Origin of the sequence: Streptomyces sp. ATexAB-D23, assembly GCF_000373645.1 — a bacterium.
Lineage (GTDB): Bacteria > Actinomycetota > Actinomycetes > Streptomycetales > Streptomycetaceae > Streptomyces > Streptomyces castrisilvae.
Genome location: NZ_KB892026.1, coordinates 43967 through 69680 on the forward strand (window position 1 = coordinate 43967; position 25714 = coordinate 69680).

Sequence of the window (25714 nt, forward strand, 5' to 3'; positions counted from 1 at the left end):
CCATGCGTTACCGCACCATCGGAGAGCTGAAGGTCAGTGCCATCGGCCTGGGGGCCATGCCGCTCTCCATCGAAGGACGCCCCGGCGAGCGGCGGGCCATGGCCACCGTCCACGCCGCGCTCGACGCGGGCATCACCCTCATCGACACCGCCGACAGCTACCACTGGTACGCGGGCGAGAGGGGCCACAACGAACGCCTCGTCGCCCGCGCGCTGCGGAGCTACGGCGGTGACACCTCCGGCGTGCTGGTCGCCACCAAGGGCGGGCGCGGGCGGCCCGGCGACGGCAGCTGGACCGTCACCGGCACCCCCGAGCACCTGAGGCGGGCCGCCGAGGAGTCCGCCGGGCGCCTGGGCGTCGAAGCCATCGGCCTCTACCAGCTGCACAAGCCGGACCCCGGGGTGCCGTGGGCGGACTCCGTCGGCGCGCTGCGCGAGCTGCTCGACGCCGGCACGATCCGCGCCGCCGGGATCTCCAACGTGACCAGCGGGCAGATCCGTGCGGCCGGGGCCGTCCTAGGCGACGCCCTGGTCTCCGTGCAGAACCAGTACTCGCCCGCCGTGCGCGGGAGCGAGGCGGAGCTGAGGCTGAGCGAACGCTCGGGCCTCGCCTTCCTGCCGTGGAGTCCGCTCGGCGGAATCTCGCGCAGCGCGCTCGACGGCCCGTCGGGGCCGGCCTCCGAGGGCACCGCCTTCCACCGCGTCGCCGCCGAGCGCGGTGTCAGCCCCCAGCAGGTCGCCCTGGCCTGGCTGCTGGCCCGGTCCCCGGCGATGGTGCCCGTGCCGGGAGCCAGCCGCCCGGCATCCGTCCAGGACTCGGCGCGGGCGGCCGAACTCGACCTGGACGAAGCCGAGTCGGCGCTCCTGGACGAGGCGGCGGACCGTCTCAGCCGGTGACCGGCGGGCGCCCGAGCCCGTGGCGGTCCGCCCAGTCGCCGATGGCCGACGCCAGCTCCTCGGGGCGGTCCTCCGGGGTGTGGTGCCCGGCGACGCCGTGCCGGGAGACCTCCAGGCCCGCGATGTTCGCCTCGCACCAGGCCACCGCTGCCCGGTCGGTCATGGCGCCGGGCCCCGGCTCGAACGCGGCCAGGAGCTTGGGGACTTCGGGGCTGGACGACAGCCAGGCGTCGTAGCGCTCGATCCGGGCCACGACATCGGCGGGCTCCCCGTCCAGCGGCATCATGCGCGTCCACGCCAGAACGGGCCGGCGGCTGTCCGGGGTGGGGAAGGGCCGCCGGTAGGCGTCGAGGGCGGCGGGGTCGAGCGGGGTGGCCAGGGTGTCCTGGAGCCCCTCGATGAACAGCGAATCCTCCAGGACCATCTTCTCGCCCACCTCCGGGGTGCGCAGCAGCGTGAACAACTGCCTTCCGGCATCGGGGAATTCGTCACCGTACAGCGGTTTCACGATCGTCTCGGTGAAGGCGACGGCGCGGACGGTGTGCGGGAGCCGGGCGGCGCGGTCGAAGGCGAGCGCGCCGCCCCAGTCGTGGCCGACGAGGACGGCCTCGGTCAGGCCGAGCGCGTCGAACCAGGCGTCGAGATGGCGGGCGTGGTCGTCGAAGGTGTACGCGATGCCGGGCCGGCCGGACTCGCCCATGCCGATGAGGTCGGGGGCCAGCAGACGCCGGCCGGGCGCGGCCACCCCGGGCAGGACGTCGCGCCACAGGTAGGAGGAGGTCGGATTGCCGTGGAGGAAGACGAACGGCAGGCCGTCCGGGTCGCCGGACTCGCGGTAGTGGACGGTGGAGCCGAGGACGGGAACGGTGGGCATGGCGGGGTCACGTCGCTTTCACGAAGAGGGAGGGCGGTGCGGGCTCAGACGTTGAGGCTCAGGACGCGGTCGACGGCGATCTCGATGACGGCCAGGTCCGGCGGGTCGGGCGGGGCAGCCCCGTAGCGGGCGGCGTAACGGCGCACGGCCTCCGCCAGGCGTACGGGATCGCCGGCCACCGAGGCCCGGCCTTCGAGGGTGATCCAGCGGAAGCCGTCGGCCTGGCAGAGCGCGACCCGGGCCGCCGGACCGCCCGCCGACACATTGCGCGCCTTGCGGGCGCCGGCCCTGGTGGTCACCCGGGCCAGGCCCGTGGCCGCGTCGAAGGTGAAGCGGACGGGAGCCACGTGCGGGGAGCCGTCGGGGCGCAGCGTGGTGAGGGTGGCGGTACGGGGGAGGGTGAGGAAGCCGCTCGCGGTGGGCGCGAGCCGGGGCAGGTACCGGCTCACTTCTTCTTCACGCCCTCGTTCCAGATGAGCTTGGCGATGTTCGGCTTCACGGCGGTCGTGATCACACCCATGGCCGTACGGACGTGGCGCCGCTCCTCCAGTTCGCGCAGCATGCTCGCGGCGAGGTCGGAGCGGGCCGTGAAGACGCCGTCGGCGCTCGACGGGGCGGTGCGGTAGTCGGTGACGGCCGGGTGTTCGAAGAGGCCCGACGGCCGTACCAGGGTCCAGTCGAGAGCGGTGCGGCGGACGATGCCCTCCATACGGCCCATGTCCGCGTGGAGGGTGCGGCCCAGGCGCCGGTTCACCAGCGGGTCGAGCACATGGTTGAAGAAGTGCGCCCCGGTGGGGCGCCAGCCGGGGTCGGCGATGCTGGAGCTGATGACGAGCAGCCGGCGGACGCCGTGGTGGGCCATGGCCCCGGTGATGGCCGTGGCGCTCTGCGAGTACAGGGTGATCGGCTGCTTGCTGAAGCGGGCGCCGAGCGCGGAGAGGACCGCGTCCGTTCCCTCGACCGCGGCGTCGACGGCCTGCGGGTCGGTGGCGTCGGCGACGGCCGCGGTGAGTCCGGGGCGGGCGGGCAGGGAGCCGGGCCGGCGGGTCACGGCGACGACCTCGTGGCCGGCGGCCAGGGCCTGGTCGGTGAGGTGGCGGCCGGTCGGGCCATTGGCGCCGAAGACTGCGATGCGCATGGTGTGGGTGCTTCCTTCGTGGGGCGGCCGGAACGCCCTTGACTCTGCGGATCACGCCACGCACGCTCAACGGTGATGAATAACGCCCAGGCCGTCGCCGCCAGGCCCCGGGGGCGCCCCCGGGGCAACCCGCCGACCCGGGAATCGGTCGTCGTCGCGGCGCGTGCGCTGTTCCTGGAGCGCGGCTACCGGGCCACGACGCTGCGCGCCGTGGCCGGTGCGGCCGGTGTGGACGCCGCCCTGATCTCGTACCACTTCGGGTCCAAGAAGGGCCTGTTCGCCGAGGTGATGCAGTTCCAGTGCGCCGGCGCGCTGACGGTGGACGAGGTGCTGAGCGGCGATCCGGCGACCCTGCCCGCGCGGCTGATCGACGCGGTGACGGGCCTGTGGGAGGACGCCGACTTCCGCCGGCTCACCGCCCGGGGCGAGACGGCCGCCGAAGTGATCCGCGAGTACCTGGAACAGGAGCTGCTGGGGCGGCTCGTTGAATTTCTCGGCGGCCGGGACGCGACCGCCCGTGCCACCGCCGTGGTGACCGTACTCGGCGGGATCATCTACACCCGCTACCTCAACCCGCTCCCCACCCCCTCCGCCCTCACCCCGGCCGAGACCCGCGCCGCCCTCGTCCCGGCCCTGCGCGCGGCCCTGGCCCCCAGGGCGGGACGCCGGTAGCGGGGGCCTTCGTGGTCACCCCGTAACGCCTGCGCGTACCGCCCGCTTCGAGCGCCCGTCCCCACCCAGCGGTGTGGGCCCTTGGGTGCAGTCCCTGAGATACCCGTCCACCCGGGGGCCCAGCCCCCTAGGGGTAGCTCCTTACTCCGGCCCAGGGGCCGTTCGTCCCGCCGGAGGACGTGCCCACGCCACCCCGTTCCGTAGCGTGTTAGTCGTACCGCGGAGGGGCGGACCGCAGGGGGCGAGGTGGGGAAAACCCCACCGGAAGACTGCGCCGGGCACCAGCGCGCCGGACCCCCTCCAGCCAGCAGACTTCACACCAGACGGCGACGAACCGGCGCCGACCGACATAGGAGATAAACCGTGACAACGGCTGTAACCATTCCCAGGCACGGGGGCACTGGAGGGCGTACGGCCGTGGCTGCGCGGGCTCGGCAGGTCGTCAAGGCGTACGGGACGGGCGAGACCCGGGTCGTCGCCCTGGACCACGTCGACGTCGACATCGCCAAGGGCCAGTTCACCGCGATCATGGGCCCGTCCGGCTCCGGCAAGTCGACGCTGATGCACTGCCTGGCCGGTCTGGACACCGTGACGTCCGGTCAGATCCACCTGGCCGAGACCGAGATCACCGGCCTCAAGGACAAGAAGCTCACCCAGCTGCGCCGCGACCGCATCGGGTTCATCTTCCAGGCGTTCAACCTCCTGCCGACGCTCAACGCCCTGGAGAACATCACGCTGCCGATGGACATCGCGGGCCGCAAGCCCGACGCCGCGTGGCTGGACCAGGTCGTGGAGACCGTGGGCCTGGCGGGCCGGCTCAAGCACCGCCCGACCCAGCTGTCCGGCGGGCAGCAGCAGCGCGTCGCGGTGGCACGGGCCCTGGCCGCCCAGCCGGAGATCATCTTCGGTGACGAGCCGACCGGGAACCTGGACTCGCGGGCCGGTGCCGAGGTGCTGAGCTTCCTGCGCAGGTCCGTGGACGAGCTGGGCCAGACCATCGTCATGGTCACCCACGACCCGGTCGCCGCCTCCTACGCGGACCGGGTGCTCTACCTCGCGGACGGCCGCATCGTGGACGAGATGCACAACCCCACCGCCGACCAGGTGCTGGACCGCATGAAGGACTTCGACGCGCGCGGGCGGACCTCATGACCGTGTGGAAGACCTCGATGCGCAACTTCTTCGCGCACAAGGGACGCATGGCGCTCTCCGCCGTCGCGGTCCTGCTGTCGGTGGCGTTCGTCTGCGGCACGCTCGTCTTCACCGACACGATGAACACCACGTTCGACAAGCTCTTCGCCGCCACCTCCGCCAATGTCACCGTCAGCCCCAAGAAGGCCAAGGTCGACGACATCCCGGAGAACGGCAAGCCGGAATCGGTGCCCGCCTCCCTCCTCGGCCGGCTCGACAAGGTGGACGGGGTGAAGTTGGCGGAGGGCGGAATCTCCACCGCCGCCGTCACCGTCGTCGACAGCCACAACAAGAACATGGGCTCCGACACCGGCGCCCCGACCCTCGCGGGCAACTGGACGCAGAACGAACTGCGGTCCATGGAGATCACCTCCGGCCACGCCCCGCGCGGCCCCACCGAGGTCATGGTGGACGCCGACACCGCCGAGAAGCACGATCTGAAGATCGGCGACGAGCTGCGCACCATCGCGGCCAACGGCGACGTCACGGGCAAGATCAGCGGCATCGCCGCCTTCAAGGTGACCAACCCCGGTGCGGCCGTCGTCTACCTCGACACCGCCACCGCCCAGCGTTACCTCCTCGGCGCCCCCGATGTCTTCTCGCACATCTCCATCACCGCCGAACCGGGCTTCGGCGACGTCCGGTTGAAGCAGAACGTGGCCGAGGAGCTCGCCGGCTCGGCCGCGTACAAGATCCTCACGCAGGAGGAGTCGGCCGCCGAGAACAAGGACTCCATGGGGTCGTTCCTCGACGTCATGAAGTACGCCATGCTCGGCTTCGCAGGGATCGCCTTCCTCGTCGGCATCTTCCTCATCGTCAACACCTTCTCCATGCTGGTCGCCCAGCGGACCCGTGAGATCGGCCTGATGCGGGCCATCGGCTCCAGTCGTGAGCAGGTCAACCGGTCGGTGCTGCTGGAAGCGGTGCTCCTGGGCGTCTTCGGATCGATCCTCGGCGTCGGCGCCGGGATCGGGCTCGCCGTCGGCCTGATGAAGGTCATGGGCGCCGTCGGCATGGAGCTGTCCACCGACGACCTCACCATCGCCTGGACGACTCCGGTGACCGGCCTCGCGCTCGGCATCATCGTCACCGTCCTCGCCGCCTACATCCCCGCCCGCCGGGCCGGCAAGGTCTCGCCCATGGCCGCCCTGCGCGACGCCGGAACCCCGGCCGACGCCAGGTCCGGATGGGTCAGGGCCGGTATCGGCCTGGTCGTCACCGGCATCGGCGCCGTGTGCCTGTGGTGGACGACGCAGGTCGACAAGGCGAGCGACGGCTCCGGCTTCCTGGGCCTCGGCGTGGTCCTCAGCCTCATCGGCTTCATCATCATCGGCCCGCTGCTCGCCGGGGTCGTCGTACGGGCCCTCAGCGCCGTACTCCTGCGGTTCTTCGGCCCCGTCGGCCGGCTGGCCGAGCGCAACGCGCTGCGCAACCCGCGCCGCACCGGCGCGACCGGCGCGGCCCTGATGATCGGCCTGGCCCTGGTGGCCTGCCTGTCCGTGGTCGGCTCCTCCATGGTCGCCTCGGCCACCGACGAGCTGGACAAGTCGGTCGGCGCGGACTTCATCGTCCAGTCGTCCAACGGCCAGCTCATCGTCCCGCAGGCCGCCGAGGCGCTGGCCGAGGCACCCGGCATCGACCACCTCACGCACTACAAGGTCGTCTCCGCCAAGGTCACCGGCCCCGACGGCAAGTCCCAGGACGAGCACCTCACGGCGGCCGACCCGACCTATCGGCAGGACGTGCGGCGCGAGGTCCTCTCCGGTGACCTGGAGAAGGCGTACGGCAAGGACGCCATGTCGGTCGGCAGCGACTACGCCGAGGCGCACCACATCAAGACCGGTGACACGATCACCGTCGCGTTCAAGTCGGGCGACGAGGCGAAGCTGAAGGTCGCCGCGATCACCTCGGACGACACGAGCCTGGACCAGGGCGCGATGTACATCGGCATGGCGACCGCCCAGCGGTACGTGCCCGCCGACAAGATGCCGCAGAACATGATCATGTTCGCCAAGGCGAAGGACGGCGAGGAGAAGGCGGCCTACGCCGCGCTCAAGAGCTCCATCGCGAAGTACCCGCAGTACAAGGTGCAGAACCAGGCCGACTTCAAGCAGGACCTGAAGGACCAGATCGGCCAGCTCCTGAACGTCGTGTACGGCCTGCTCGCCCTGGCGATCATCGTCGCGGTCCTCGGAGTGGTGAACACCCTGGCCCTCTCGGTCGTCGAGCGGACCCGTGAGATCGGCCTGATGCGTGCCATCGGCCTCTCCCGCCGCCAGCTGCGCCGGATGATCCGGCTGGAGTCCGTGGTCATCGCCCTGTTCGGCGCCCTGCTCGGCCTCGGCCTGGGCATGGGCTGGGGCACCTCGGCCCAGAAGCTGCTGGCCCTGGAGGGCCTGGGGGTCCTGGAGATCCCGTGGCCGACCATCATCACGGTGTTCGTCGCCTCCGCCTTCGTCGGCCTGTTCGCCGCCCTGGTCCCGGCCTTCCGGGCCGGCCGGATGAACGTGCTGAACGCGATCGCCACGGACGGGTGAGGCGGGCGCCCGCAGACTGACGAACCCGGCCCCGGCGCGTTCCTCCGAACGCGCCGGGGCCGGATCGCGTGCGGGCCGGTGAGCCGTCCGGGGCCGGGGCGCGTGCGCACGTCCGGGGCGGGCGGCGCCCCTGTCGCGCAAGCGGCTGTCGGTCCGGAGTCGTACGCTTGGAACCCCGGCTCGTGCTACGCGTCGGGCCCTTCGCGTTGCCCCCGGGGCAGCGTGCCCTGGCGGCAGCCGGCTGTCGGAGCCCACTTTTCTCACCCGGACGGAAGCCCTTCATGAGCCTGCACGGTCTGCTGGATGTCGTCGTACGTGATCCGGCGCTCGACGAAGCGGTGAAGGCCGCCGGTGACGGCCACCGGATGCACATCGACCTGGTGGGCCCGCCGGCCGCGCGGCCCTTCACCGTGGCCGCGCTGGCCCGGGACACCGGCAGGACCGTGCTCGCCGTCACCGCGACCGGGCGGGAGGCGGAGGACCTGGCCGCCGCGCTGCGCACCATGCTGCCGCCGGACACGATCGCGGAGTTCCCGTCCTGGGAGACCCTGCCGCACGAGCGCCTCTCGCCCCGCTCCGACACCGTGGGCCGCCGGCTGGCCGTGCTGCGGCGCCTGGCGCATCCCCGGGCCGACGACCCGGAGACCGGGCCCGTCTCGGTCGTCGTCGCGCCCATCCGTTCGGTGCTCCAGCCGCAGGTCAAGGGGCTCGCCGACCTGGAGCCCGTATCGCTGCGGACCGGGCAGAACGCCGACCTCGGCGAGATCGTCGAGGCGCTGGCGGCAGCCGCGTACGCCAGGGTCGAACTGGTCGAGAAGCGCGGCGAGTTCGCCGTGCGCGGCGGCATCCTGGATGTGTTCCCGCCGACCGAGGAGCACCCGCTGCGGGTGGAGTTCTGGGGCGACGACGTCGAGGAGATCCGCTACTTCAAGATCGCCGACCAGCGGTCGCTCGAAGTCGCCGAGCACGGTCTGTGGGCGCCGCCCTGCCGTGAGCTGCTGCTGACCGACCAGGTGCGCGAGCGGGCCGCCGCGCTCGCCGAGGCCCACCCCGAGCTGGGCGAACTCCTCGACAAGATCGCCCAGGGCATCGCGGTCGAGGGCATGGAGTCCCTGGCCCCGGTCCTCGTGGACGACATGGAGCTGCTGCTCGACGTGCTGCCCGAGGGCTCGATGGCCGTGGTGTGCGACCCGGAGCGGGTCCGTACCCGGGCCGCGGACCTGGTCGCGACGAGCCAGGAGTTCCTCCAGGCGTCCTGGGCGGCGTCGGCGGGCGGCGGCGAGGCCCCGGTCGACGTCGGCGCGGCCTCGCTGCGCGGCATCGCGGACGTCCGCGACCGGGCCCGTGAGCTGGACATGATGTGGTGGTCGATCTCCCCGTTCGCCGCCGACGCCGAGCTGGACGCGGACACGCTGTCGCTCGGGATGCAGGCCCCCGAGGCGTACCGGGGGGACACCGCGCGGGCCTTCGCCGACACCAAGGGGCGGCTGGCCGACGGCTGGCGCACGGTGTACGTCACCGAGGGCCAGGGGCTCGCCTCCCGTACCGTCGAGATGCTGGGCGGCGAGGGGATCGCGGCCCGGCTCGACCCGGACCTGGGCGAGATCTCCCCGTCCGTCGTGCACGTCTCCTGCGGGGCCATCGACCACGGCTTCGTCCACGCCGGACTGAAGCTCGCCGTCCTCACCGAGACCGACCTCACCGGACAGCGCACCGCCACCAAGGACCTGGGCCGGATGCCGGTCCGGCGCCGCAAGACCATCGACCCGCTGACGCTGGAGGCGGGCGACTACATCGTCCACGAGCAGCACGGCGTGGGCCGCTACATCGAGATGGTGCAGCGCACGGTCCAGGGCGCCACCCGCGAATACCTGCTCGTCGAATACGCCCCCGCCAAGCGCGGTCAGCCCGGCGACCGGCTGTACATCCCCACCGACCAGCTGGAGCAGGTCACCAAGTACGTCGGAGGCGAGGCCCCGACCCTGCACCGGCTCGGTGGCGCGGACTGGACCAAGACGAAGGCGCGCGCCAAGAAGGCCGTCAAGGAGATCGCCGCCGACCTGATCAAGCTGTACTCGGCCCGGATGGCGGCCCCCGGCCACACCTTCGCCCCGGACACGCCCTGGCAGCGCGAGCTGGAGGACGCCTTCCCGTACGCGGAGACGCCCGACCAGCTCACGACGATCGCCGAGGTCAAGGAGGACATGGAGAAGTCGGTCCCGATGGACCGGCTGATCTGCGGAGACGTCGGCTACGGCAAGACGGAGATCGCGGTCCGGGCGGCGTTCAAGGCGGTCCAGGACGGGAAGCAGGTCGCCGTCCTCGTCCCCACCACGCTCCTGGTCCAGCAGCACTACGGCACGTTCACCGAGCGCTATTCCCAGTTCCCCGTCAACGTACGCGCGCTGAGCCGCTTCCAGTCGGAGTCCGAGTCCAAGTCGACCCTCGAAGGGCTCCGGGAGGGCTCGGTCGACCTGGTCATCGGCACCCACCGGCTCTTCTCCTCGGAGACGAAGTTCAAGGACCTGGGCCTGGTCATCGTGGACGAGGAGCAGCGTTTCGGCGTCGAGCACAAGGAGCAGCTGAAGAAGCTCCGTGCCAACGTGGACGTCCTGACCATGTCCGCGACGCCCATCCCCCGTACGCTCGAAATGGCGGTGACCGGCATCCGCGAGATGTCGACGATCACCACCCCGCCGGAGGAGCGCCACCCGGTCCTCACCTTCGTCGGCCCGTACGAGGAGAAGCAGATCGGCGCCGCCATCCGGCGTGAACTGCTGCGCGAGGGCCAGGCGTTCTACATCCACAACCGGGTCGAGTCGATCGACCGCGCCGCCGCCCGCCTCCGCGAGATCGTCCCGGAGGCCCGGATCGCGACGGCCCACGGCCAGATGTCCGAACAGGCCCTGGAGCAGGTAGTGGTGGACTTCTGGGAGAAGAAGTTCGACGTGCTGGTCTCCACGACGATCGTGGAATCCGGCATCGACATCTCCAACGCCAACACCCTGATCGTGGAGCGCGGCGACAACTTCGGCCTCTCCCAGCTCCACCAGCTGCGCGGCCGCGTCGGCCGCGGCCGCGACCGCGGCTACGCCTACTTCCTCTACCCCCCGGAGAAGCCGCTCACCGAGACCGCCCACGAGCGCCTGGCCACGATCGCCCAGCACACCGAGATGGGCGCGGGCATGTACGTGGCCATGAAGGACCTGGAGATCCGCGGCGCGGGCAACCTGCTGGGCGGCGAGCAGTCCGGCCACATCGCGGGCGTCGGCTTCGACCTGTACGTACGCATGGTGGGCGAGGCGGTCGCGGACTACCGGGCGTCCCTGGAGGGCGGCGTGGAGGAGGAGCCGCCGCTGGAGGTCAAGATCGAGCTCCCGGTCGACGCGCACGTCCCGCACGACTACGCCCCCGGTGAGCGGCTGCGTCTCCAGGCGTACCGGGCCATCGCCTCGGCCTCCTCGGAGGACGACATCAAGGCGGTCCGCGAGGAGCTGACCGACCGCTACGGCAAGCTTCCGGAGCCGGTCGAGAACCTGCTCCTGGTGGCCGGGCTGCGGATGCTGGCCCGCGCCTGCGGGGTCGGCGACATCGTGCTCCAGGGTCCGAACATCCGGTTCGCGCCGGTGGAGCTGCGCGAGTCGCAGGAGCTGCGGCTCAAGCGTCTGTACCCCAAGACGGTCATCAAGCCGGCCCTCCACCAGATCCTGGTCCCCCGCCCGACGACGGGCAAGATCGGCGGCAAGCCGGTCGTGGGGCGTGAACTCCTGGCGTGGACGGGGGAGTTCCTGACGACGATCCTGGGGTCGTAAGCCCCGGCCTGTCTGCTGGAGTCCAGTTGTGAGAGTTGACTCTCACAATATGTGAGAGGACACTCTCACGTCATGGACTCCAGCAACCGCATGGGCGACCTCGAAATCACCGACCCGCAGGCGATGCGGGCCCTGGCGCACCCGGTGCGCCTCGCGATCCTCGAACGGCTGGGCCGCGACGGACCGGCGACCGCGACCGAGCTGGCACCGTACGTGGGGGCGACCCCGTCGGTGACCAGCTGGCATCTGCGCCACCTCGCGACGTTCGGCCTGGTCCGCGACAGCGAGCCCGGCCCCGACCGCCGCAGCCGGCGCTGGGAGGCGGCCGCCCGAGGCTTCCGCTTCGAGGCGTCCCAGGATCCGGCGGACACCGAGAGCCTGTCCGCCGCGCGGGAACTCTCCCGCCAGATGTTCCTGCGCTACGGGGACCTCCCGGCCCGCTGGGCCGCCGAGACCGAGCCCGGCCTCGACCCGACGTGGCGCGAGGCCGCCGGCCTGGCCAACACCCGGGTCACGGTGACCGCGGAGGAACTCGCCGCGATCCACGAGGGCATCGAGCGCGTGCTCGCCCCGTACGTCACCCGTGACCCGGCCGATCGGCCCGAGGGGAGCCGGGGCGTGGTGATGCTGCGGTACGTCCTGCCGGACGGCGAGGGCGGAGACGGCGGATTGGGCGGGGACGGGGCCGACGGAGGCGGGGACGGCGGAGACGGGGGAGGCGGACACGGCGGTGGTGGAGGCGGGGACGGCGGAGGCGGGGAGCGCGAGCCGGGGCCGACGCCGGGGGCGACTCCGGGGCGGACGTCGTGAGCGCCGGCGCGGAGCAGCCGCCGGAGTCTTCCCCGCAACCGCCCGGCATATCCCCGCCCGCGAGGGCGCTGCCACTCTGGGGGGACCGGCGTTTCACCCGCTTCTGGGCCGGGAACACGGTCTCGCAGTTCGGTGACCGGATCACGGAACTGGCCCTGCCGCTGATCGCGGTCAGCGCCCTGGGAGCCTCGGCCAACCAGGTGGCGTGGCTGACCGCCCTGATCTGGGCGCCCAACCTGCTCGGGATCTTCCTGGGCGCGTGGGTGGACCAACGCCCGCGCAAACGCCGCCTGATGGTGCTCGCCGACGTCCTGCGCGCGGCGGTGCTGCTGAGCCTGCCGGTGGCGTACGTCCTCGGGACGGTGACACTGCCGCAGCTGTACCTCGTGGCGGTCCTGGCGGGCGCCGGCGAGGTGCTGTTCAACACCGCGTACCCGCCGTTCTTCGTCCGGATCGTGCCGAGGACGTCCTACGTGGACGCGAACAGCAAGATCAGCACCAGCCGTTCGGCCTCCTACGTGGCGGGACCCGCGATCGGCGGCGCGCTGATCCAGGCGCTGACGGCACCCGTCGCGATCGTGGTGGACGCGCTGACGTTCCTGGTCTCGGCGGTGCTGATCGGCCGCATCCCGGTCCAGGAGGAGGCGCCCACGACCGGCGAGGCGGCGCCCCCGCTGCTGCGACGCGCCCGCGAGGGCCTGGCGTTCGTGGTGCGCCACCCGGTGCTGCGGGCCTCCCTCGGCTGCGCGACGACGGTCAACTTCTTCACGTTCGTCGCGGGCAGCGGCCTGGTGGTCCTGTTCGCCACGCGCGGCCTCGGCCTGTCCGCCGGCGCGATCGGCCTCGCCCTGGGAATCGGGGCGACCGGCGCCCTGCTCGGCGCGGTGTGCGCGCCGCGCATCTCCCGCCGGATCGGGATCGGCCGGGGCGTCCTCGTGGGCGCGGTCCTCTTCCCCGCCCCGATCGCCCTCGCCGCCCTCGCGGGCGGCCCGCTCTGGCTCCGCGCGGCCGCGCTGGCCGGCTCGGAGTTCCTCTCGGGCTTCGGCGTCATGCTGTTCGACATCAACCTCAACTCCCTCCAGGCGGCGGTGATCCCGGACCACCTGCGCAGCCGCGTCGCGGGCGCGTTCGGCACGGTCAATTACGGGGTACGCCCCGTGGGCGCCGTGGCCGGCGGTGCCCTCGCCACCCTCCTGGGCCTGCGCCCCACCCTCCTGATCGCAGCGGCGGGCGGCTGCCTGTCCCTGCTCTGGCTCCTGCCCTCCCCGATCCCGCGCATCCGGTCGCTGGACGGGGTGGACGCGGGGACGTTCGGGGCGGGGGAGGCGGACGAGATGCCGGAGGAGCGACCGGTGGCGGGCTGAGGCGCGGGCCGCGTCAGGGAAGTGGCGCGGTGGTGGGCGAGGTCTTGAAGATCAGCCACACGGTCTTACCGACGACATGGTCGTCTACGCCGAAGTCGTCGGCGAGTTCCCGCGCGAGGTGCAGTCCGCGTCCGGAGCAGGCGTCGTCAGCGGCCTGCTGGACGTGTGGCTGACCCGGCCCGCTGTCGCGGACCTCCAGCCGCACCAGGTCCTCGGCGCGGTAGAGACCGACGCTGAACTCCCGACCGGGCGGCACGCCGTGCGGCAATGCGTTGGTGGCGAGTTCCGACACGCACAGCCTTATGTCCTCGATCAAGGTGTGGAGCCGCCACTCGGTGAGGACGCTGGAGACGAAGTCGCGTGAGGCACCGACAGAAGTGCGCCTGCGGGTGAAGCGTCGTTGCTGCACCAGGGACACGGTGGTTCACCGCCTTGCTTGCGGGTTGTGGCGTGGCGACGAACGTGCTGCTATTCGCGAAAGGTAGCAAGGTGGCAGGATGTCAGAGGGGTGCGGCTGGGCCTCCTGCCGGGACATGAGGCACGCTGGGTGTCGTGTCGTGTCGTGTCGGTGCGGGCTGCGGAGGAGAAGGGCATGGGTGGTAACGAATGGGTCAGTACGTCGACGCCCTACCTCGCCGCGCCCTCCGGTGCTCCGGGGGACACCTGGGCGGCTGAGGCCGCCGCCGGAGGACGCCGGGGGAGCCAGTCCATCGTCCGGGCGGGTGAGGTGGAGGCCCCGGAAGCGGTCGCGGAACTGCTCGGAGTGGCGGCCGGGGGGAGCGTTGTCGTCCGGCGCAGGATCATGTACCTCGACGGCGAACCGTGTGAGTTGACGGACACGTACTACCCGCTGGGCATCGCGGGTGGCACCAGGCTCGCCGACACGGCCAAGATCCCTGGTGGAGCGGTCAGACTCTTGGCGGAGCTGGGGCATGTCGGCGTGCGCGTACGCGAAGAGGTGACCGCACGGCGGGCGACCGGGGCCGAGTGTGAGCGGCTGGGGATGGTGGAGGGGGACCCCGTGCTGCAACTGACGCGCCTCACCCTGGACGGAGCGGACCGGCCCATTCAGGTCGACGTCATGGCCATGCCCCCACGGCGTCAGAAACTGCGCTACGAGATCAGGATCGGATGACCGTGACCGTGACCAGACCCGAAGCCGCCGCCGTCGACCGCCGTTCGCTGCACGAGCGGATCGCGGCGGATCTCAGGGACCAGATCATGGGCGGAGACCTCGCGCCCGGTACGAACCTGCCCTCCACCGCTCACCTCAAGGAAAGGTTCGATGCCTCGAACGCAACGATCCAGAAGGCGGTGCGGCTACTCAAGGACGAGGAGCTGGTGATCGGCAGGGCGGGGGCCTCGGTGACCGTCCGCGAGCATCGCCAGCGCACCGTCCGCCCGGCGTCGTTCATGGCTCAGGTGGGCGCGGGGGAACCGTACCGCTGGCTGGCCGAAACGGCCAAGGACGCCTCCCGCACCCGCAGCACACTGCTCGAAGTGGCCGAGACCCGGCCACCCGCAGATGTCGTGGAGGCACTGCGGCTCCCGGCGGGCGGGCTCGCGCTCCTGCGGCGCCAACTGCTCGTGATCGACGACGAGCCCGCCGAACTCGTGGCTTCGTACTACCCGTTGGCCATCGTCAGCGGTACGGCGATGGCCGTACGCCGCAGGATCCCGGGCGGTACTCCGACCCTGCTCGCGGAGCTGGGGTATCCACCCCGGCTCAGCGTTGACCGGGTGTCCGCCCGAGTCCCCACTCAGGATCAGTACCAGGCGCTGCGCCTGCCCGGAGGGCTGCCGGTGCTGCGTACACTGCGCGTCGTCTACAGCGACGACGAGCTGCCCATCGAGGCAACCGTCATGGTGAAGGCGGGGCATCTGTACGAGGTGCGGTACGAGTTCACGGCCGAGTAGGCCCACGTGCCCGGGGCGCCCCGGCCCTACCCCCCGTCCGGTGTGAACAGCAGCCCCGTCAGTGACCGGAACACCTCCTCCGGGTCGCGGTCGCCCACCGCGGCGTCCAGGTTGCCGCTGAGGAGCAGGGTGGCGAAGCCGTGGGCGAGGGACCAGGCGGCCACGCCGGTCAGGCGGGGGGTGTCGGTGGGGGCCAGGGTGGCGACGCCCGCGCGGAGTTCGGCCGTGGCGCGGGCTTTCGCGGCCAGGAGGTCCGGGTCGTCGTCGCGGCAGAGGTCCGGCTGGAACATCACCTGGAAGTGGGCCGGGTGCTCGGCGGCGAAGCGTACGTAGCGCACGCCTCGTTCGCGCAGGTCGGGGGCGGCGGCCAGGGCGTCGGCGAAGAGGTCGTAGCCCTCGGCGGCGATGGCGGTGAGCAGGCCCGTGCGGTCCTTGAAGTGGTGGGCGGGAGCGGCGTGCGAGACGCCGGCCCGGCGGGCCAGGTCGCGCAGGCTCAGCGCGGCGGGACCCTCGGTGCGGATGACGTCGAGGGCGGCGGTGAGGACGGCCCGCCGCAGGTCGCCGTGGTGGTAGGCGCGGTCGCTGGTCATGAACAGCAGGGTACGCGCCATCTAGTCATTGACAAGTTTGCCGCGGGGGCGCACTCTGGAGACTCAATCTTGGCAGTGACTAGATGTTCCATGCGTCGCGGAAGGCGGAGCCATGTCCGAGGAGTTGGGTCGCGTACGGCAGATGTGGCACCTGCTGGAGCCCCTGCACGCTGTTCTCTACTACGCCCCGGAGGCCTTCGAGGAGGCCGCGGCCCTCGGGTACGCCGTCGACGAGCGCTGGCCGAGCTATTTCGCCTGGCGGGCGGCGCCGCTCGGGGAGGCCGGCGCGGGGCGGGTCGGGGAGACCTTCTTCAGCTTCAGCCCGCGCATGGTGGGCGGCCACGTCCCGGGAATCTGGTCCGTGGCCTCGCCGGGGACGGTGCTCGCCGCCCGCGGGCGTGCCGTCGACCGCGCGTACCGCACGCTGCTGGGCGAGGAGGCCGCCGCGCCTGGTACCGCCGAGGCCGCCGCGCTGCTGCGGCGGGTCGCGGAGGCCGCCGACACGGCGGACCGGCCGCTCGCCGCGGCCAACGCCGCGCTCCCGTGGCCGGACGAACCCCACCTCGCCCTCTGGCACGCGGCGACCGTCCTGCGCGAACACCGGGGCGACGGTCACCTTGCCGCGCTCGTGCACGCCGGGCTCGACCCGGTCGAGTCACTGGTGTCCTTCGCGGCGATCGGCGCCGCCCGCCCCGAGGTGTTCGCCAGCCGGGGATGGAGCGAGGAGGAGTGGCGGGACGCGCTCCAGCGGCTGGAGAAGCGGGGGCTGGTGGCGGGGGACGGTACGGCGACCGAGGCCGGCCGCGCCCTGCGGGCCGAGGTCGAGCGCCGCACCGATGAGGCGGCGGCCGACCCGTGGCGGGTGCTCGGGGAGGCGGAGCGGGAGCGGCTCGTCGCGCTGCTCGGGCCGCTGTGGGTGGCGGCGATCGGATCCGGGCTGCTGCCCTCGGAGACGACGCTCGGCATCGGAAAGGTGTGATCCGGGCCGCACAGGAGGCGGTCGGCGGCCTGGAACCGCCCCGGACGGGGAAGACATCCGTAGGATTCCCGGGTCGGTTCGGCTTTCTCCCCGTCAGGACGGCTTACGAGTGATATCCCTGCGCGTGTCTCGGATGATGGTGCCCGCCCTGGCCGTGACGGCCACGCTGGCCCTGAGCGGTTGTGACCCCGAGCAGGTCACTTCGGGCGCCGACCGCTCCGGCGGCGCCGCCGACGGCGGCGGTCAGTCCGTCACCGGTTTCGGCGCCAGCCCGCTGACGAACGCCGACGGTACGAAACCGGGCCTCGCGCCCCTCACCTCGGACGCGGACCGGGCGGCGGCCCGCAAGATCATCGAGAAGGTCGCGACCAAGGGCCGGGGCCCCAAGACGGGTTACAAGCGCGACAAGTTCGGGTACGCGTGGAAGGACTCGGTGGACGGCATACCCCTGTCCCGCAACGGCTGCGACACCCGCAACGACCTGCTCGCCCGCGACGGCAAGGACATCGAACTCCGCTCCGGCTCGGACTGCGTGGTCGTCTCCATGACCCTCAAGGACCCGTACACCGGCAAGACCATCGAGTGGCGCAAGCAGGAAGCCACCAAGGTGCAGATCGACCACGTCATGCCGCTGTCGTACGACTGGCAGATGGGCGCCGCCCACTGGAACGAGGCCAAGCGGCAGCAGATCGCCAACGACCCCCTCAACCTCATCCCGGTGGACGGCCCGGCCAACAACGCCAAGCGCGACTCGGGCCCCGCGACCTGGCTCCCGCCGTACAAGCCGGTGCGGTGCGCGTACGCGCTGCGCTTCGCCCAGGTCTCGCTGAAGTACGAACTGCCGGTGACGAGCGCGGACAAGGAGATGATGCTGCGGCAGTGCGGCGGCTGAGTGGGTTGGAGCCTGAATGTCTTGGGTGAGCTGACCCTCGCGCTGCTGAACCGAGTGGACTACTCGGTCAGCCGCGTAATGCGCTCCAGCGGCACGTCCCACTCGGTGCCTCCGCCCGGCGGCACCATGAACGCTTGGCTCCTGATCAACTTGCCGTTCTGTTTGAGGCGTTTTTCGAGGACGCCCATCAGTAGCCCTGTGCGCGCCGAGATCGTGTCCACCACGAGGGTTCCGCGTGGGTAGGGCAGGCTGCCGTGGCTGAGGGTCGTCGGTGGCTGCTCGTGTCCGGTCACCCTCGACCCCCGCTTCGGAGTGCGTCGGCCAGCAGGACGGCCACGTCCGCGCGCACCCGACCCAGCTCCACGAGCCCCAGCGCGGGGGACGCTGTATCGACCCCGAGCGAGGGCAGGGTGATCCCCGCCTCGGCCAGCGCCGCTCCGAGGGTCTTCATCGCCACGAAGGGGTCGATGCCTTCTTGTTCCTTGATCGCCATGAACGGGAGGCCAGAACGGGCGGGTTGGTGGACGGTACGCTGATTTCTCGAACTTGCTCGGCGGCTCATGAACATTGCCGGCCTTTTCTCCTCGGCCCGTCCTGACCCCGTGGTGCCGAAGCAAGGACCCGGCCATGCTGTTGGATCACATCCCCTGGAACGGAGAGCGTCATGGCCCGTCAGCTTCGCTTCACCGGCACAGACAGCAAGGTCGATGGCTGACCCGCCCCGCACACGGACGAGGGCACCGGTGAGGTCATGGGGGTCGAGGAACATCGGAACGGAAACCGGCGCTAAGCGTCCGTCGTCCCTGGTGGGCGGTCGGCGGGGTGTTGGTCGCGGGGCGGGTGTGAAGTTGTTCCACGGATAACGCCCTATTATCTGCGGGAGCTTGGTTCGTCACCTGCGGTGACGTTCTCCGGGCCGTACGTGAAGCGGCCCTGTTATCCGTGGCAAGGGGGAAGCGGTGCCCACCGTCGTGCGACTGCCGGCCGGGAAGGCGTTGACCGTCCGGGCGGCGGCCGACGCCTTCCTCGACTCGCTCCGCAACCCGAACACCGTCCGCAGCTACGGTGTCGGGGTCGGCAAGACCGCCGAGCGGATCGGGGAGGCCCGCCCGCTCGGGTCGGTCGCGGACGACGAGATCGGCGAGGCCCTGGAACTGCTGTGGGGCACGGCGGCGGTCAACACCTGGAACGCCCGCCGGGCGGCGGTGCTGTCCTGGCTGGGCTGGTGCGCGGAGTACGGCTACGACAGTCCGGCGGTCCCGGCCTGGACGAAGCGGCTGGCCGTGCCGGACTCCGAGACCCCGGCCCGCTCGAAGATGGCCGTGGACCGGCTCATCGCCCGCCGTGAGATCCACCTGCGGGAGAAGACGCTGTGGCGGATGCTCTACGAGACCTGCGCCCGCGCGGAGGAGATCCTCGGCGTGAACATCGAGGACCTGGACCTCGCCGCCCGCCGCTGCCCGGTCAAGGCCAAGGGCGCCCGGAGCAAGGCCCGCCGGCGCGGGCAGGCACGGGAGGACTTCGTGCTGGAGACCATCTACTGGGACGCCGGCACCGCCCGGCTCCTGCCCCGGCTGCTCAAGGGCCGCACCCGGGGCCCGGTGTTCGTCACCCACCGCCGCCCCGGCCCGGGGAAGGTCCTCGCACCGCGCGACGTGTGCCCGGACACCGGCCTGGCCCGCCTCTCCTACGGCCAGGCCCGCGCCCTCCTTGACGAGCACACCGCCGTGCACGGACCGGGGACCGGCTGGGACCTGCACGAGTACCGCCACTCGGGGCTGACCGAACTCGGCGTACAGGGCGCCTCCCTGCTGATGCTGATGGCGAAGTCCCGGCACAAGAAGCCGGAGAACGTCCGCCGCTACTTCAAGCCCTCCCACGAAGCGATCTCCGAGCTGACCAGCCTCCTCGCCCCCGGCGACGCACGCCGCTGACCGGACGGCCCCGCGTCCGGCTGTCCGGGCGAGAACCGGGTACCGCCGAGATACGGGCCAGAGGGGCAATCAGCAGATCCTGAACGCGGAAAGTCCCAGGTCACGGCGCTGGTCCGAGCGTCGGGGCATCACAGCCTCGATTATCTAGGGTGCCGAGAACGCGTCAGGCACGTTGACCGAATTAACTCACGTGTTTTCGCAGGTCAGTTGGGTTTCTGCTAGCTTCCCGGCATGTCCGGTGAACAGCGTCCCGGCAGGGATCTGAAGAACTTTGTGCTGCCTGAGTTAGGCCAGTTACTGGAGACGGGAGCCCCCTGGGAGCCGTATCAGGTGCTGGACTCGTTCGGACGGCCGATCGAGCCTGTCGCCACGTACCTCAGAGACCTGATGGCAGCGGACAGTTCGCCGTTGACGCCACGCTCGTACGGGATGGATCTGCTGCGCTGGTGGCGCTACCTGTGGGCTTTCGGCATCGAGTGGGACCGCGCGGTTCGAGAGGATGCCCGGGACTTCATGCTGTGGATGAAGCTGGCGGACAAGCCGGTACGTGTCCACTGGCGTCACCGCGGCAAGGACCCTGCTGAGATATCTCCGGCCCGGCATGACAGTCCGGCGCCGGGATCTCCGAACCCAGTGACGGGCAAGCCCACCGTCGGCAAGAAGTACGCGCCCACTACCCGGGCGCATTGCGAGACGGTGCTGCGGACCTTCTACGACTTCCACCTGGAGCGCAACACCGGATCGCTGCTGGTCAATCCCTTCCCCCTGGTCCGCAGCCGGCGCTCGGCGCGAGCCAACGCCCACCACAACCCAGAGAAGGAACACAACAAGCAGCGCACCGGCCTCTACCGGCCCAAGGTCCCCAAGCGGATCCCGCGCCGCATCCCCGACGAGAAGTACACCGAGGTCTTCGCGGGTCTCCGCTCGCACCGTGACCGTGCCCTCCTGGCCTTCTGGGTCGCCACCGGCGCCCGCGCCGAGGAACTGCTCACGGCCAAGCAGGGCGATGCGGTCGTCGGCCAGCAGACCATCGGCGTGATCCGCAAGGGCACGCGCGCCTACCAGGAACTGCCCGCCACCCCCGACGCATTCGTCTGGCTGCGGCTCTACCAGGAAGAATCCTGGAACAAGGGCGTCCCCCGCCGCCGCGCGCAGCCGCTGTGGTGGACTCTGCGCCGCCCCTGGCGGCCGTTGGGGTACGACGCGGCGCGCATGATGTTCAACCGCGCCAACGAGCTCCTGGGCGCCAACTGGACTCTTCACGACCTGCGGCACACTGCGACGTTCTTGATGCTCGACGATCCGAACATGCCGCCGGTTTACGTTCAGCACATCCTCGGCCATAAGCATCTGTCCACCCTGGACATCTACAACCGGCCCACCAGGGACGACGTGATCTCAGCAGGGCTCGCGCACCACGCCCGCCAGGAGCACAAGCGTAACAACCCGCCTCCGGCCCCGCCCGCGCCGGCCTACAACCGGGACTCCCTCGACGTCCTCTTCGGCGGGAGCCCTGAGTGACAACTACCACCGTCCCGCTCGTCACCCCGTCGGCCCTGACCGCGAAGAGCCTGGCCGGCAGCGAGATCGATGCCCAGCTGCAGAGGTTTCTGCCACGTAGCCCGGGAACCGACTGGCCCACTACCCGGATCTCCCGCGAGGAGGTTCTCCACAGGTTGGAGCGGCCGCCGTTCAAGAACGGCAAGGACTCCACCCACCAGATGCGGATGGTCGGTGCGCGCCTGCTGCTGCGATGGCTGGAGACCTTCGAGGGGAAGACCTGGCAGCAACGCTGGAACGCCAGCCCGGGCTCCGCCACCTCGGTCGGCTGGACCGAAGCCCCGCTTGCCTGGGGGATCGTTCACGGCAGGAGGCCGCAGAAGGCGGGGCTCGGGTCCGGGCTGCTGGCCTTGGTCTGCGCTGATGTCATCCGTCCCAGCATGCCGTGGCTCGCCAGCAGCCTGTCCCCTCACCTGCGCGAAGCCATTGAAGCCGCCCGCGATCCCAGGGGATTTGCTGAACTTCGTGATGCACGCATGCCCGGACAGCCGGACCCGCGGCGCACATCGAAGGCGCTCAAGGCCGTGGCCCGCATCCTCGCGGCGAAGGGCGGCGGCATCGACGACATCGTGGTCGGCGATGTCCTCGAACTGCTGTTGGCGGCCACGGGGACCTCCACGAGCCACACGCGACTCGCCTACGCCCTGCTTCAGAGCCGCGGCCAGTTTCCCCCTGACGCACCCAAGACCCTGCGGAGCATCGAGATACGTGCGGGACAGGTGAGCCCGGCCCAGCTCGTCGACCGTTTCGACGTGAAGTGCAAGCCGATCCACGACCTGCTCGTCAGCTACCTGACCGAGCGACAGCCCTCCATCGACTACGTCACGTTGGTGCAGCTGTCGAGCAATCTGGTCGGCTACTTCTGGGCCGATCTGGAACGGCACCACCCCGGGATCGACAGCCTTCACCTGGCCCCGGAGGTGCGCGACGCGTGGAAGGCCCGGATCGCGGTCAAGACGGTCAAGTACCGCATGCCGAACGGCACGGTCGCCACGACAACAGAGCCGCGCATCGCAGCCTTGAGTATCAGGACGGCGGTGCGGGGCTTCTACCTGGACATCGCCGAGTGGGCTCTGGACGAGCCCGAGCGCTGGGGACCGTGGGCCGCTCCGGCCCCGGTGACAGAAGCCGACTGCTCTGCCAAGAACGTCGAGCGGGAGGTCCGCACCAGATCTGATGCCCGCACCCGAGAGAGGCTGCCGGTCCTGCCCGCGCTGGTACAGGCAGCTGCCCGCCGGCTGAACGAGGCCAAGGAGCGGCTGGAGGCATTGGAGGCAGCTGACCTGGGATCCACCATCACGGTGCTCGGCGAGGGCTTCACCCTGCCCCGGTCTACCGAGCGAGCCGGCGGCAAACCTTCAACGGTCGTTGACGCCACAGGAGCGAGGCGCGACTTCCGAACGGAGGAGAAGCTGGCCTTCTACGGCTGGGCGACCGTGGAAATCCTCCGGCACACCGGGATGCGCATCGAAGAGCTCAGGGAACTCGGCCACCACAGCATCATCAGCTACAAGCTGCCGACCACCGGAGAGGTGATCCCGCTCCTGCAGATCGCGCCGTCCAAGACGGACCAAGAGCGCCTCCTGCTGGTCAGCCCTGAGCTCGCCGACGTTCTCAGCGCCGTGATCAGCCGTGTTCGCGGGCATGACGGCAGGGTGCCGAGCATCCCGTCCTATGACCTGCACGAGAAAGTCTGGAACCCACCCATGCCGCTGCTCTACCAGTGGCCCGTAGGCGGGGAGAACAGGACGATCTCCGTCACCACGATCCGCCAGTCACTCAACACGCTGCTGGTGGATACCGGCATCACCGACGCCCACGGACAGCCGTTGACCTTCCAGCCGCACGACTTCCGCAGGATCTTCATCACCGACGCCATCCTCAACGGCTTGCCGCCGCACATCGCCCAGGTTATTGCTGGTCACGACCACATTGGAACCACGATGGGGTATGCCGCGATCTACCCGGAAGATGCCATCGAGGCTCACCGAGCCTTCATCGCCCGGCGCCGCGGTCTACGACCCGCCGGGGAATACCGGGCGGTGACCGACGAGGAGTGGCAGGAGTTCCTCGGGCACTTCGAGCGGCGCAAGCTGGCCCTGGGACAGTGCGGCCGAGCATACGGAAGTAGCTGTGTCCACGAGCACGCCTGTGTGCGATGCCCGGTACTGATCGTGGGGCCGGACGAACGGCCCCGTCTGGAGGAGATCCGCGAGAACCTCCACGCCAGGATCACCGAAGCCGAACGAGAAGGATGGCTGGGCGACGTCGAGCAACTGACCGTCAGCCTCACCGCAACCCACGACAAGATCAGCCAGATTGACGCCACCGAGAGGCAGAAGAGCTCGCCGGTATTCGTCGGAATGCCGACGATCAAGCAACTAGCAGTCCGGGAAGCCCAGAACCTAAACAAGACGGACTAAGCACGCCGCAGTCGGACGCTAAACGGCCTCTCTGACGGTAGATCAGAAAGGGCATATGAGGGGTCGCCAGGCACCTACGGAAGTCACCCAATGGCGTCCTGGGAGCTCAGCCGTCGGTCTTGGGAGCGAACTTTTCTCTCACCTTCACGTCGATCAGCGTGTGCGTAAGCCGGTAGAAGCTGGGGTCTCCATCGACCAGGAGTGTGTACGTGATTGCCTCTCCTACCCCCAGGCGGCCGGGGCGGATGCTCATTCCGTGGTCGTCCCAGCCGCTGGGGATCAGGCCCAAGGCGCCTGGCGGCTCAGCCGCCATCGAGACCAGCTCCACAATTGGAAGGCCAAGGACGATACGCAAGGGATCGCCCTGGTCGAACTGGGCGCTGGAGATGTCGCGGCGGCCGGTGTTCTCCAGGCGCAGGCTCACCAGGCGCGGATTGTGCAGCTCACGCTCTCCAAGGCGGATGTGCAGCACGTTGGCAGAGACGTTGCGCTGATGACGCTGGACCAGGGAGTCGGAGCTGAAGGAGTACACCAAGCGGCGCTTGGGAAAGGCAGCGCGGCGCGTGGCATACACCCCAGCGGCTCCGACGCCGGCACCGACGACGACGCCAGCAGCTGCCCAGAACGTCCCGGAGGACCAGAAAGGACCGGAGGCCACCGCAACATCTGTCGCGACGGCGAGAGTTGGGGTCATGCGAGTGATTTAAGCAGACTTGGCAGGGCTGCACTGGTGTACGTGGGTACCGGACCCCCCTCGGCCTATCGGGGGCACAGCGTCCGAGTCGAGTCGCCGACAACCGGAAGATCGACTTCTTAGTTCGGAGAAGGCATGTGAGGCACGTAGCGCTTTCCCGCACGTTCCTCACAGGTATCAGACGGTTCTTCTGGCGCGTTGGGGACGTTGGGCCTCCGACTTCTTTCCGACCGAAAAGAAGTCCCTGCCGTCGGCCTCTGGCCTCAAAGGCGCGGCAACGTGCGACTGGCCAAGCCGGGCCGGAAGCAGATCGAGCCGTACACCCCACCGCCGGCACCCCGGTCCGGCATGATGGAAGCGTGCGACATCTCACCGACCAGGAGGAGCATTTGAGCGCTTTCATGGACATCGCGAACGGCCTTGCATCGGGGGTCCTGACCCTGGGCGTCGGGGGCACCTGGGCGGCCGCAAAGGCCAAGTGGGGCCGGGCGTTTTCCCGAGGAACTCCCGAGGAGCAGGCCGAGGCGCTCGACCTGCTCGACGGACACCTCGAACGGCTGCGCAGCATGGAGGAAGCCGAGGCCATGGGCGCCGTCGACATGAGCCTCGACATGGCCATGGCGTCATGGCCGAACGACACCGAGGCTGCGCTCACCCGGCACCTCGCGGAGTTCCTTGCCCGCTACCCCGAGGCGATCCCCGAGGTGCAAGACCTGACCCGCGCCCTGTCACAGCAGGCCGAGCAGACGCATTCGGGGTCCGGCCACAACATCGCGAACGTGTCGGGCACCGTCGTCTTCAACTACGGCGGCGAGGCCCCGGAAAGCTAGCCCTCGGCGACCCCGCAGACGACGACGCCCGGCCCCGAACTCTCGGGGCCGGGCGTCGTCGTCTGCGGAGTCAGGGGCTCCCTGCCAACAGTCCGATCCAGGGAGCTGAGTGGGTGGCGCCGGGTGCGTTGGGGATGAGAAAAGCGTTTCGGCCGAAACGCTTCGTGGACGCGCATCCGCGCACCGAACGAGCGTGCAGGAAGCGGTTGGACCGAACCACTTCCTGCACGTGCCTTACATGCCTGCATTGCTGGTAAGGCGTCTGACCTGCGTGAGGTACCCACGGACCCTATTGATCAGAAACTCATGGGGTTCACTCGTCGATGATGTAGCGGACGTGCCGGCCGCCGAAGTATCCGCGCACGATGTGCGGTTGGCGTTGGCGGCGGTGGAAGAACCGGCGGGTCTCGGTGGCGAGTTCGGTCTGGTTCCTGGCCCGGTGGGTGTGGGGCAGGCTGCGTTTGAGGTCGGCGTTGGCCAGCTCGTCCGGGTTCAGCTCGGGTGAGTACGAGGGCAGGAAGTGCAGCTCGACCTGGTCCTTGTGGTCGGCGAGCCAGGCCCGGACGGTCTTCGAGCGGTGTGCCGAATGTCGGTCGACGAT

The 25714-nt window shown here is 70.4% G+C and carries 24 protein-coding genes; 15 read left to right on the forward strand and 9 right to left on the reverse strand.

Features of this window, described 5'->3' with window-relative positions:
• Nucleotides 1-2: 2 nt before the first annotated feature.
• Nucleotides 3-896 (forward strand): aldo/keto reductase, encoded by an 894-nt coding sequence (locus B082_RS0123570; RefSeq protein ID WP_026250117.1) that lies wholly within the window; start codon nucleotides 3-5, stop codon nucleotides 894-896.
• On the opposite strand, the gene B082_RS0123575 is transcribed toward B082_RS0123570, so the two are convergent.
• Genes B082_RS0123575 through B082_RS0123585 form a run of 3 tightly spaced genes read right to left on the reverse strand, consistent with a single transcriptional unit; the run spans nucleotide 886 to nucleotide 2908 of the window.
• Nucleotides 886-1770: a haloalkane dehalogenase gene (locus tag B082_RS0123575; protein ID WP_018554265.1), complete on the reverse strand. Its 885-nt coding sequence runs from the start codon at nucleotides 1768-1770 to the stop codon at nucleotides 886-888. The two genes, B082_RS0123570 and B082_RS0123575, sit on opposite strands and share 11 nt — an antisense overlap.
• Before the next feature lie 44 nt (nucleotides 1771-1814).
• Nucleotides 1815-2219 carry a pyridoxamine 5'-phosphate oxidase family protein gene (locus B082_RS0123580; protein ID WP_018554266.1) on the reverse strand — a complete coding sequence of 135 codons (405 nt, stop codon included), beginning with the start codon at nucleotides 2217-2219 and terminating at the stop codon, nucleotides 1815-1817.
• Nucleotides 2216-2908 carry an NAD(P)-dependent oxidoreductase gene (locus B082_RS0123585; RefSeq protein ID WP_018554267.1) on the reverse strand — a complete coding sequence of 231 codons (693 nt, stop codon included), beginning with the start codon at nucleotides 2906-2908 and terminating at the stop codon, nucleotides 2216-2218. Before B082_RS0123585 ends, B082_RS0123580 begins: the two co-directional genes overlap by 4 nt.
• A 75-nt stretch (nucleotides 2909-2983) precedes the next feature.
• On the opposite strand from B082_RS0123585, the gene B082_RS0123590 reads away from it, so the two are divergent.
• The 6 genes from B082_RS0123590 (at nucleotide 2984) to B082_RS0123615 (ending at nucleotide 13294) form a co-directional block, all read left to right on the forward strand.
• Nucleotides 2984-3580: a TetR/AcrR family transcriptional regulator gene (locus tag B082_RS0123590; RefSeq protein WP_018554268.1), complete on the forward strand. Its 597-nt coding sequence runs from the start codon at nucleotides 2984-2986 to the stop codon at nucleotides 3578-3580.
• Between the two features lie 363 nt (nucleotides 3581-3943).
• The gene (locus B082_RS0123595; RefSeq protein ID WP_026250118.1) at nucleotides 3944-4732 is read left to right on the forward strand and encodes an ABC transporter ATP-binding protein; all 789 of its coding nucleotides are present in this window, start codon (nucleotides 3944-3946) and stop codon (nucleotides 4730-4732) included.
• On the forward strand, nucleotides 4729-7308 hold the full coding sequence (locus B082_RS0123600) for an ABC transporter permease (protein ID WP_018554270.1): 2580 nt from the start codon (nucleotides 4729-4731) through the stop codon (nucleotides 7306-7308). Before B082_RS0123595 ends, B082_RS0123600 begins: the two co-directional genes overlap by 4 nt.
• A 281-nt stretch (nucleotides 7309-7589) precedes the next feature.
• Entirely contained in the window at nucleotides 7590-11120 is a 3531-nt protein-coding gene (gene mfd, locus B082_RS0123605) for a transcription-repair coupling factor (protein WP_018554271.1), read from the forward strand.
• A 72-nt stretch (nucleotides 11121-11192) separates the two neighbouring features.
• Entirely contained in the window at nucleotides 11193-11930 is a 738-nt protein-coding gene (locus B082_RS36460) for an ArsR/SmtB family transcription factor (protein ID WP_018554272.1), read from the forward strand.
• Nucleotides 11927-13294: an MFS transporter gene (locus B082_RS0123615; protein ID WP_018554273.1), complete on the forward strand. Its 1368-nt coding sequence runs from the start codon at nucleotides 11927-11929 to the stop codon at nucleotides 13292-13294. The genes B082_RS36460 and B082_RS0123615 overlap by 4 nt, the downstream gene beginning before the upstream one ends.
• 13 nt (nucleotides 13295-13307) lie before the next feature.
• Here B082_RS0123615 and B082_RS0123620 read toward each other — a convergent pair whose 3' ends face one another.
• Nucleotides 13308-13712, reverse strand: a complete 405-nt coding sequence (locus B082_RS0123620) for an ATP-binding protein (protein ID WP_018554274.1) — start codon at nucleotides 13710-13712, stop codon at nucleotides 13308-13310.
• Nucleotides 13713-13886: 174 nt separating this feature from the next.
• Here B082_RS0123620 and B082_RS0123625 point away from each other — a divergent pair, with 174 nt between their 5' ends.
• Nucleotides 13887-14429 (forward strand): GntR family transcriptional regulator, encoded by a 543-nt coding sequence (locus tag B082_RS0123625; protein ID WP_018554275.1) that lies wholly within the window; start codon nucleotides 13887-13889, stop codon nucleotides 14427-14429.
• Nucleotides 14426-15211, forward strand: a complete 786-nt coding sequence (locus B082_RS0123630) for a GntR family transcriptional regulator (protein ID WP_018554276.1) — start codon at nucleotides 14426-14428, stop codon at nucleotides 15209-15211. Before B082_RS0123625 ends, B082_RS0123630 begins: the two co-directional genes overlap by 4 nt.
• 26 nt (nucleotides 15212-15237) lie before the next feature.
• On the opposite strand, the gene B082_RS0123635 is transcribed toward B082_RS0123630, so the two are convergent.
• Entirely contained in the window at nucleotides 15238-15801 is a 564-nt protein-coding gene (locus tag B082_RS0123635) for a TetR/AcrR family transcriptional regulator (protein ID WP_026250120.1), read from the reverse strand.
• Between the two features lie 112 nt (nucleotides 15802-15913).
• Between B082_RS0123635 and B082_RS0123640 the strand changes: the two genes are divergently transcribed.
• Complete coding sequence (locus B082_RS0123640; RefSeq protein ID WP_026250121.1) at nucleotides 15914-16780, forward strand: SCO6745 family protein; 867 nt, start codon at nucleotides 15914-15916, stop codon at nucleotides 16778-16780.
• A 133-nt stretch (nucleotides 16781-16913) separates the two neighbouring features.
• A complete protein-coding gene (locus B082_RS0123645) occupies nucleotides 16914-17672 on the forward strand; it encodes an HNH endonuclease family protein (RefSeq protein ID WP_018554279.1) in 759 nt (252 codons plus the stop codon).
• A gap of 59 nt (nucleotides 17673-17731) precedes the next feature.
• Here the strand turns inward: B082_RS0123645 and B082_RS0123650 are convergent, their stop codons facing one another.
• Together B082_RS0123650 and B082_RS0123655 are read right to left on the reverse strand one after the other, a co-directional pair.
• Complete coding sequence (locus B082_RS0123650) at nucleotides 17732-17965, reverse strand: hypothetical protein (RefSeq protein ID WP_026250122.1); 234 nt, start codon at nucleotides 17963-17965, stop codon at nucleotides 17732-17734.
• Entirely contained in the window at nucleotides 17962-18165 is a 204-nt protein-coding gene (locus tag B082_RS0123655) for a hypothetical protein (RefSeq protein ID WP_026250123.1), read from the reverse strand. Before B082_RS0123655 ends, B082_RS0123650 begins: the two co-directional genes overlap by 4 nt.
• A gap of 466 nt (nucleotides 18166-18631) precedes the next feature.
• Between B082_RS0123655 and B082_RS0123660 the strand changes: the two genes are divergently transcribed.
• The 3 genes from B082_RS0123660 to B082_RS0123670 all read left to right on the forward strand — a co-directional run bounded on the left by B082_RS0123660 (nucleotide 18632) and on the right by B082_RS0123670 (nucleotide 23589).
• Entirely contained in the window at nucleotides 18632-19606 is a 975-nt protein-coding gene (locus B082_RS0123660; RefSeq protein WP_003952307.1) for a site-specific integrase, read from the forward strand.
• Between the two features lie 231 nt (nucleotides 19607-19837).
• A complete protein-coding gene (locus B082_RS0123665; protein WP_026250124.1) occupies nucleotides 19838-21127 on the forward strand; it encodes a tyrosine-type recombinase/integrase in 1290 nt (429 codons plus the stop codon).
• Nucleotides 21124-23589 (forward strand): site-specific integrase, encoded by a 2466-nt coding sequence (locus B082_RS0123670; RefSeq protein ID WP_018554283.1) that lies wholly within the window; start codon nucleotides 21124-21126, stop codon nucleotides 23587-23589. Before B082_RS0123665 ends, B082_RS0123670 begins: the two co-directional genes overlap by 4 nt.
• 106 nt (nucleotides 23590-23695) lie before the next feature.
• Here the strand turns inward: B082_RS0123670 and B082_RS0123675 are convergent, their stop codons facing one another.
• On the reverse strand, nucleotides 23696-24283 hold the full coding sequence (locus B082_RS0123675; RefSeq protein ID WP_158688895.1) for a hypothetical protein: 588 nt from the start codon (nucleotides 24281-24283) through the stop codon (nucleotides 23696-23698).
• 359 nt (nucleotides 24284-24642) lie between these two features.
• On the opposite strand from B082_RS0123675, the gene B082_RS0123685 reads away from it, so the two are divergent.
• On the forward strand, nucleotides 24643-25113 hold the full coding sequence (locus tag B082_RS0123685; RefSeq protein WP_234018214.1) for a hypothetical protein: 471 nt from the start codon (nucleotides 24643-24645) through the stop codon (nucleotides 25111-25113).
• A 313-nt stretch (nucleotides 25114-25426) separates the two neighbouring features.
• On the opposite strand, the gene B082_RS36465 is transcribed toward B082_RS0123685, so the two are convergent.
• A partial coding sequence (locus B082_RS36465) for a transposase (protein WP_018554287.1) occupies nucleotides 25427-25714 on the reverse strand: 288 nt, incomplete at its 5' end.

Bases quoted from the DNA above. Each gene is read 5' to 3' on its own strand.
- B082_RS0123585 (WP_018554267.1), bottom strand. From the start codon at position 2,908: ATGCGCATCGCAGTCTTCGGCGCCAATGGCCCGACCGGCCGCCACCTC.
- B082_RS0123640 (WP_026250121.1), top strand. From the start codon at position 15,914: ATGTCCGAGGAGTTGGGTCGCGTACGGCAGATGTGGCACCTGCTGGAG.
- B082_RS0123675 (WP_158688895.1), bottom strand. From the start codon at position 24,283: ATGACCCCAACTCTCGCCGTCGCGACAGATGTTGCGGTGGCCTCCGGT.
- B082_RS0123655 (WP_026250123.1), bottom strand. From the start codon at position 18,165: ATGGCGATCAAGGAACAAGAAGGCATCGACCCCTTCGTGGCGATGAAG.
- B082_RS0123600 (WP_018554270.1), top strand. From the start codon at position 4,729: ATGACCGTGTGGAAGACCTCGATGCGCAACTTCTTCGCGCACAAGGGA.
- B082_RS0123645 (WP_018554279.1), top strand. From the start codon at position 16,914: ATGATGGTGCCCGCCCTGGCCGTGACGGCCACGCTGGCCCTGAGCGGT.
- B082_RS0123590 (WP_018554268.1), top strand. From the start codon at position 2,984: ATGAATAACGCCCAGGCCGTCGCCGCCAGGCCCCGGGGGCGCCCCCGG.
- mfd (WP_018554271.1), top strand. From the start codon at position 7,590: ATGAGCCTGCACGGTCTGCTGGATGTCGTCGTACGTGATCCGGCGCTC.
- B082_RS0123635 (WP_026250120.1), bottom strand. From the start codon at position 15,801: ATGACCAGCGACCGCGCCTACCACCACGGCGACCTGCGGCGGGCCGTC.
- B082_RS0123575 (WP_018554265.1), bottom strand. From the start codon at position 1,770: ATGCCCACCGTTCCCGTCCTCGGCTCCACCGTCCACTACCGCGAGTCC.
- B082_RS0123625 (WP_018554275.1), top strand. From the start codon at position 13,887: ATGGGTGGTAACGAATGGGTCAGTACGTCGACGCCCTACCTCGCCGCG.
- B082_RS0123630 (WP_018554276.1), top strand. From the start codon at position 14,426: ATGACCGTGACCGTGACCAGACCCGAAGCCGCCGCCGTCGACCGCCGT.
- B082_RS36460 (WP_018554272.1), top strand. From the start codon at position 11,193: ATGGACTCCAGCAACCGCATGGGCGACCTCGAAATCACCGACCCGCAG.
- B082_RS0123570 (WP_026250117.1), top strand. From the start codon at position 3: ATGCGTTACCGCACCATCGGAGAGCTGAAGGTCAGTGCCATCGGCCTG.
- B082_RS0123665 (WP_026250124.1), top strand. From the start codon at position 19,838: ATGTCCGGTGAACAGCGTCCCGGCAGGGATCTGAAGAACTTTGTGCTG.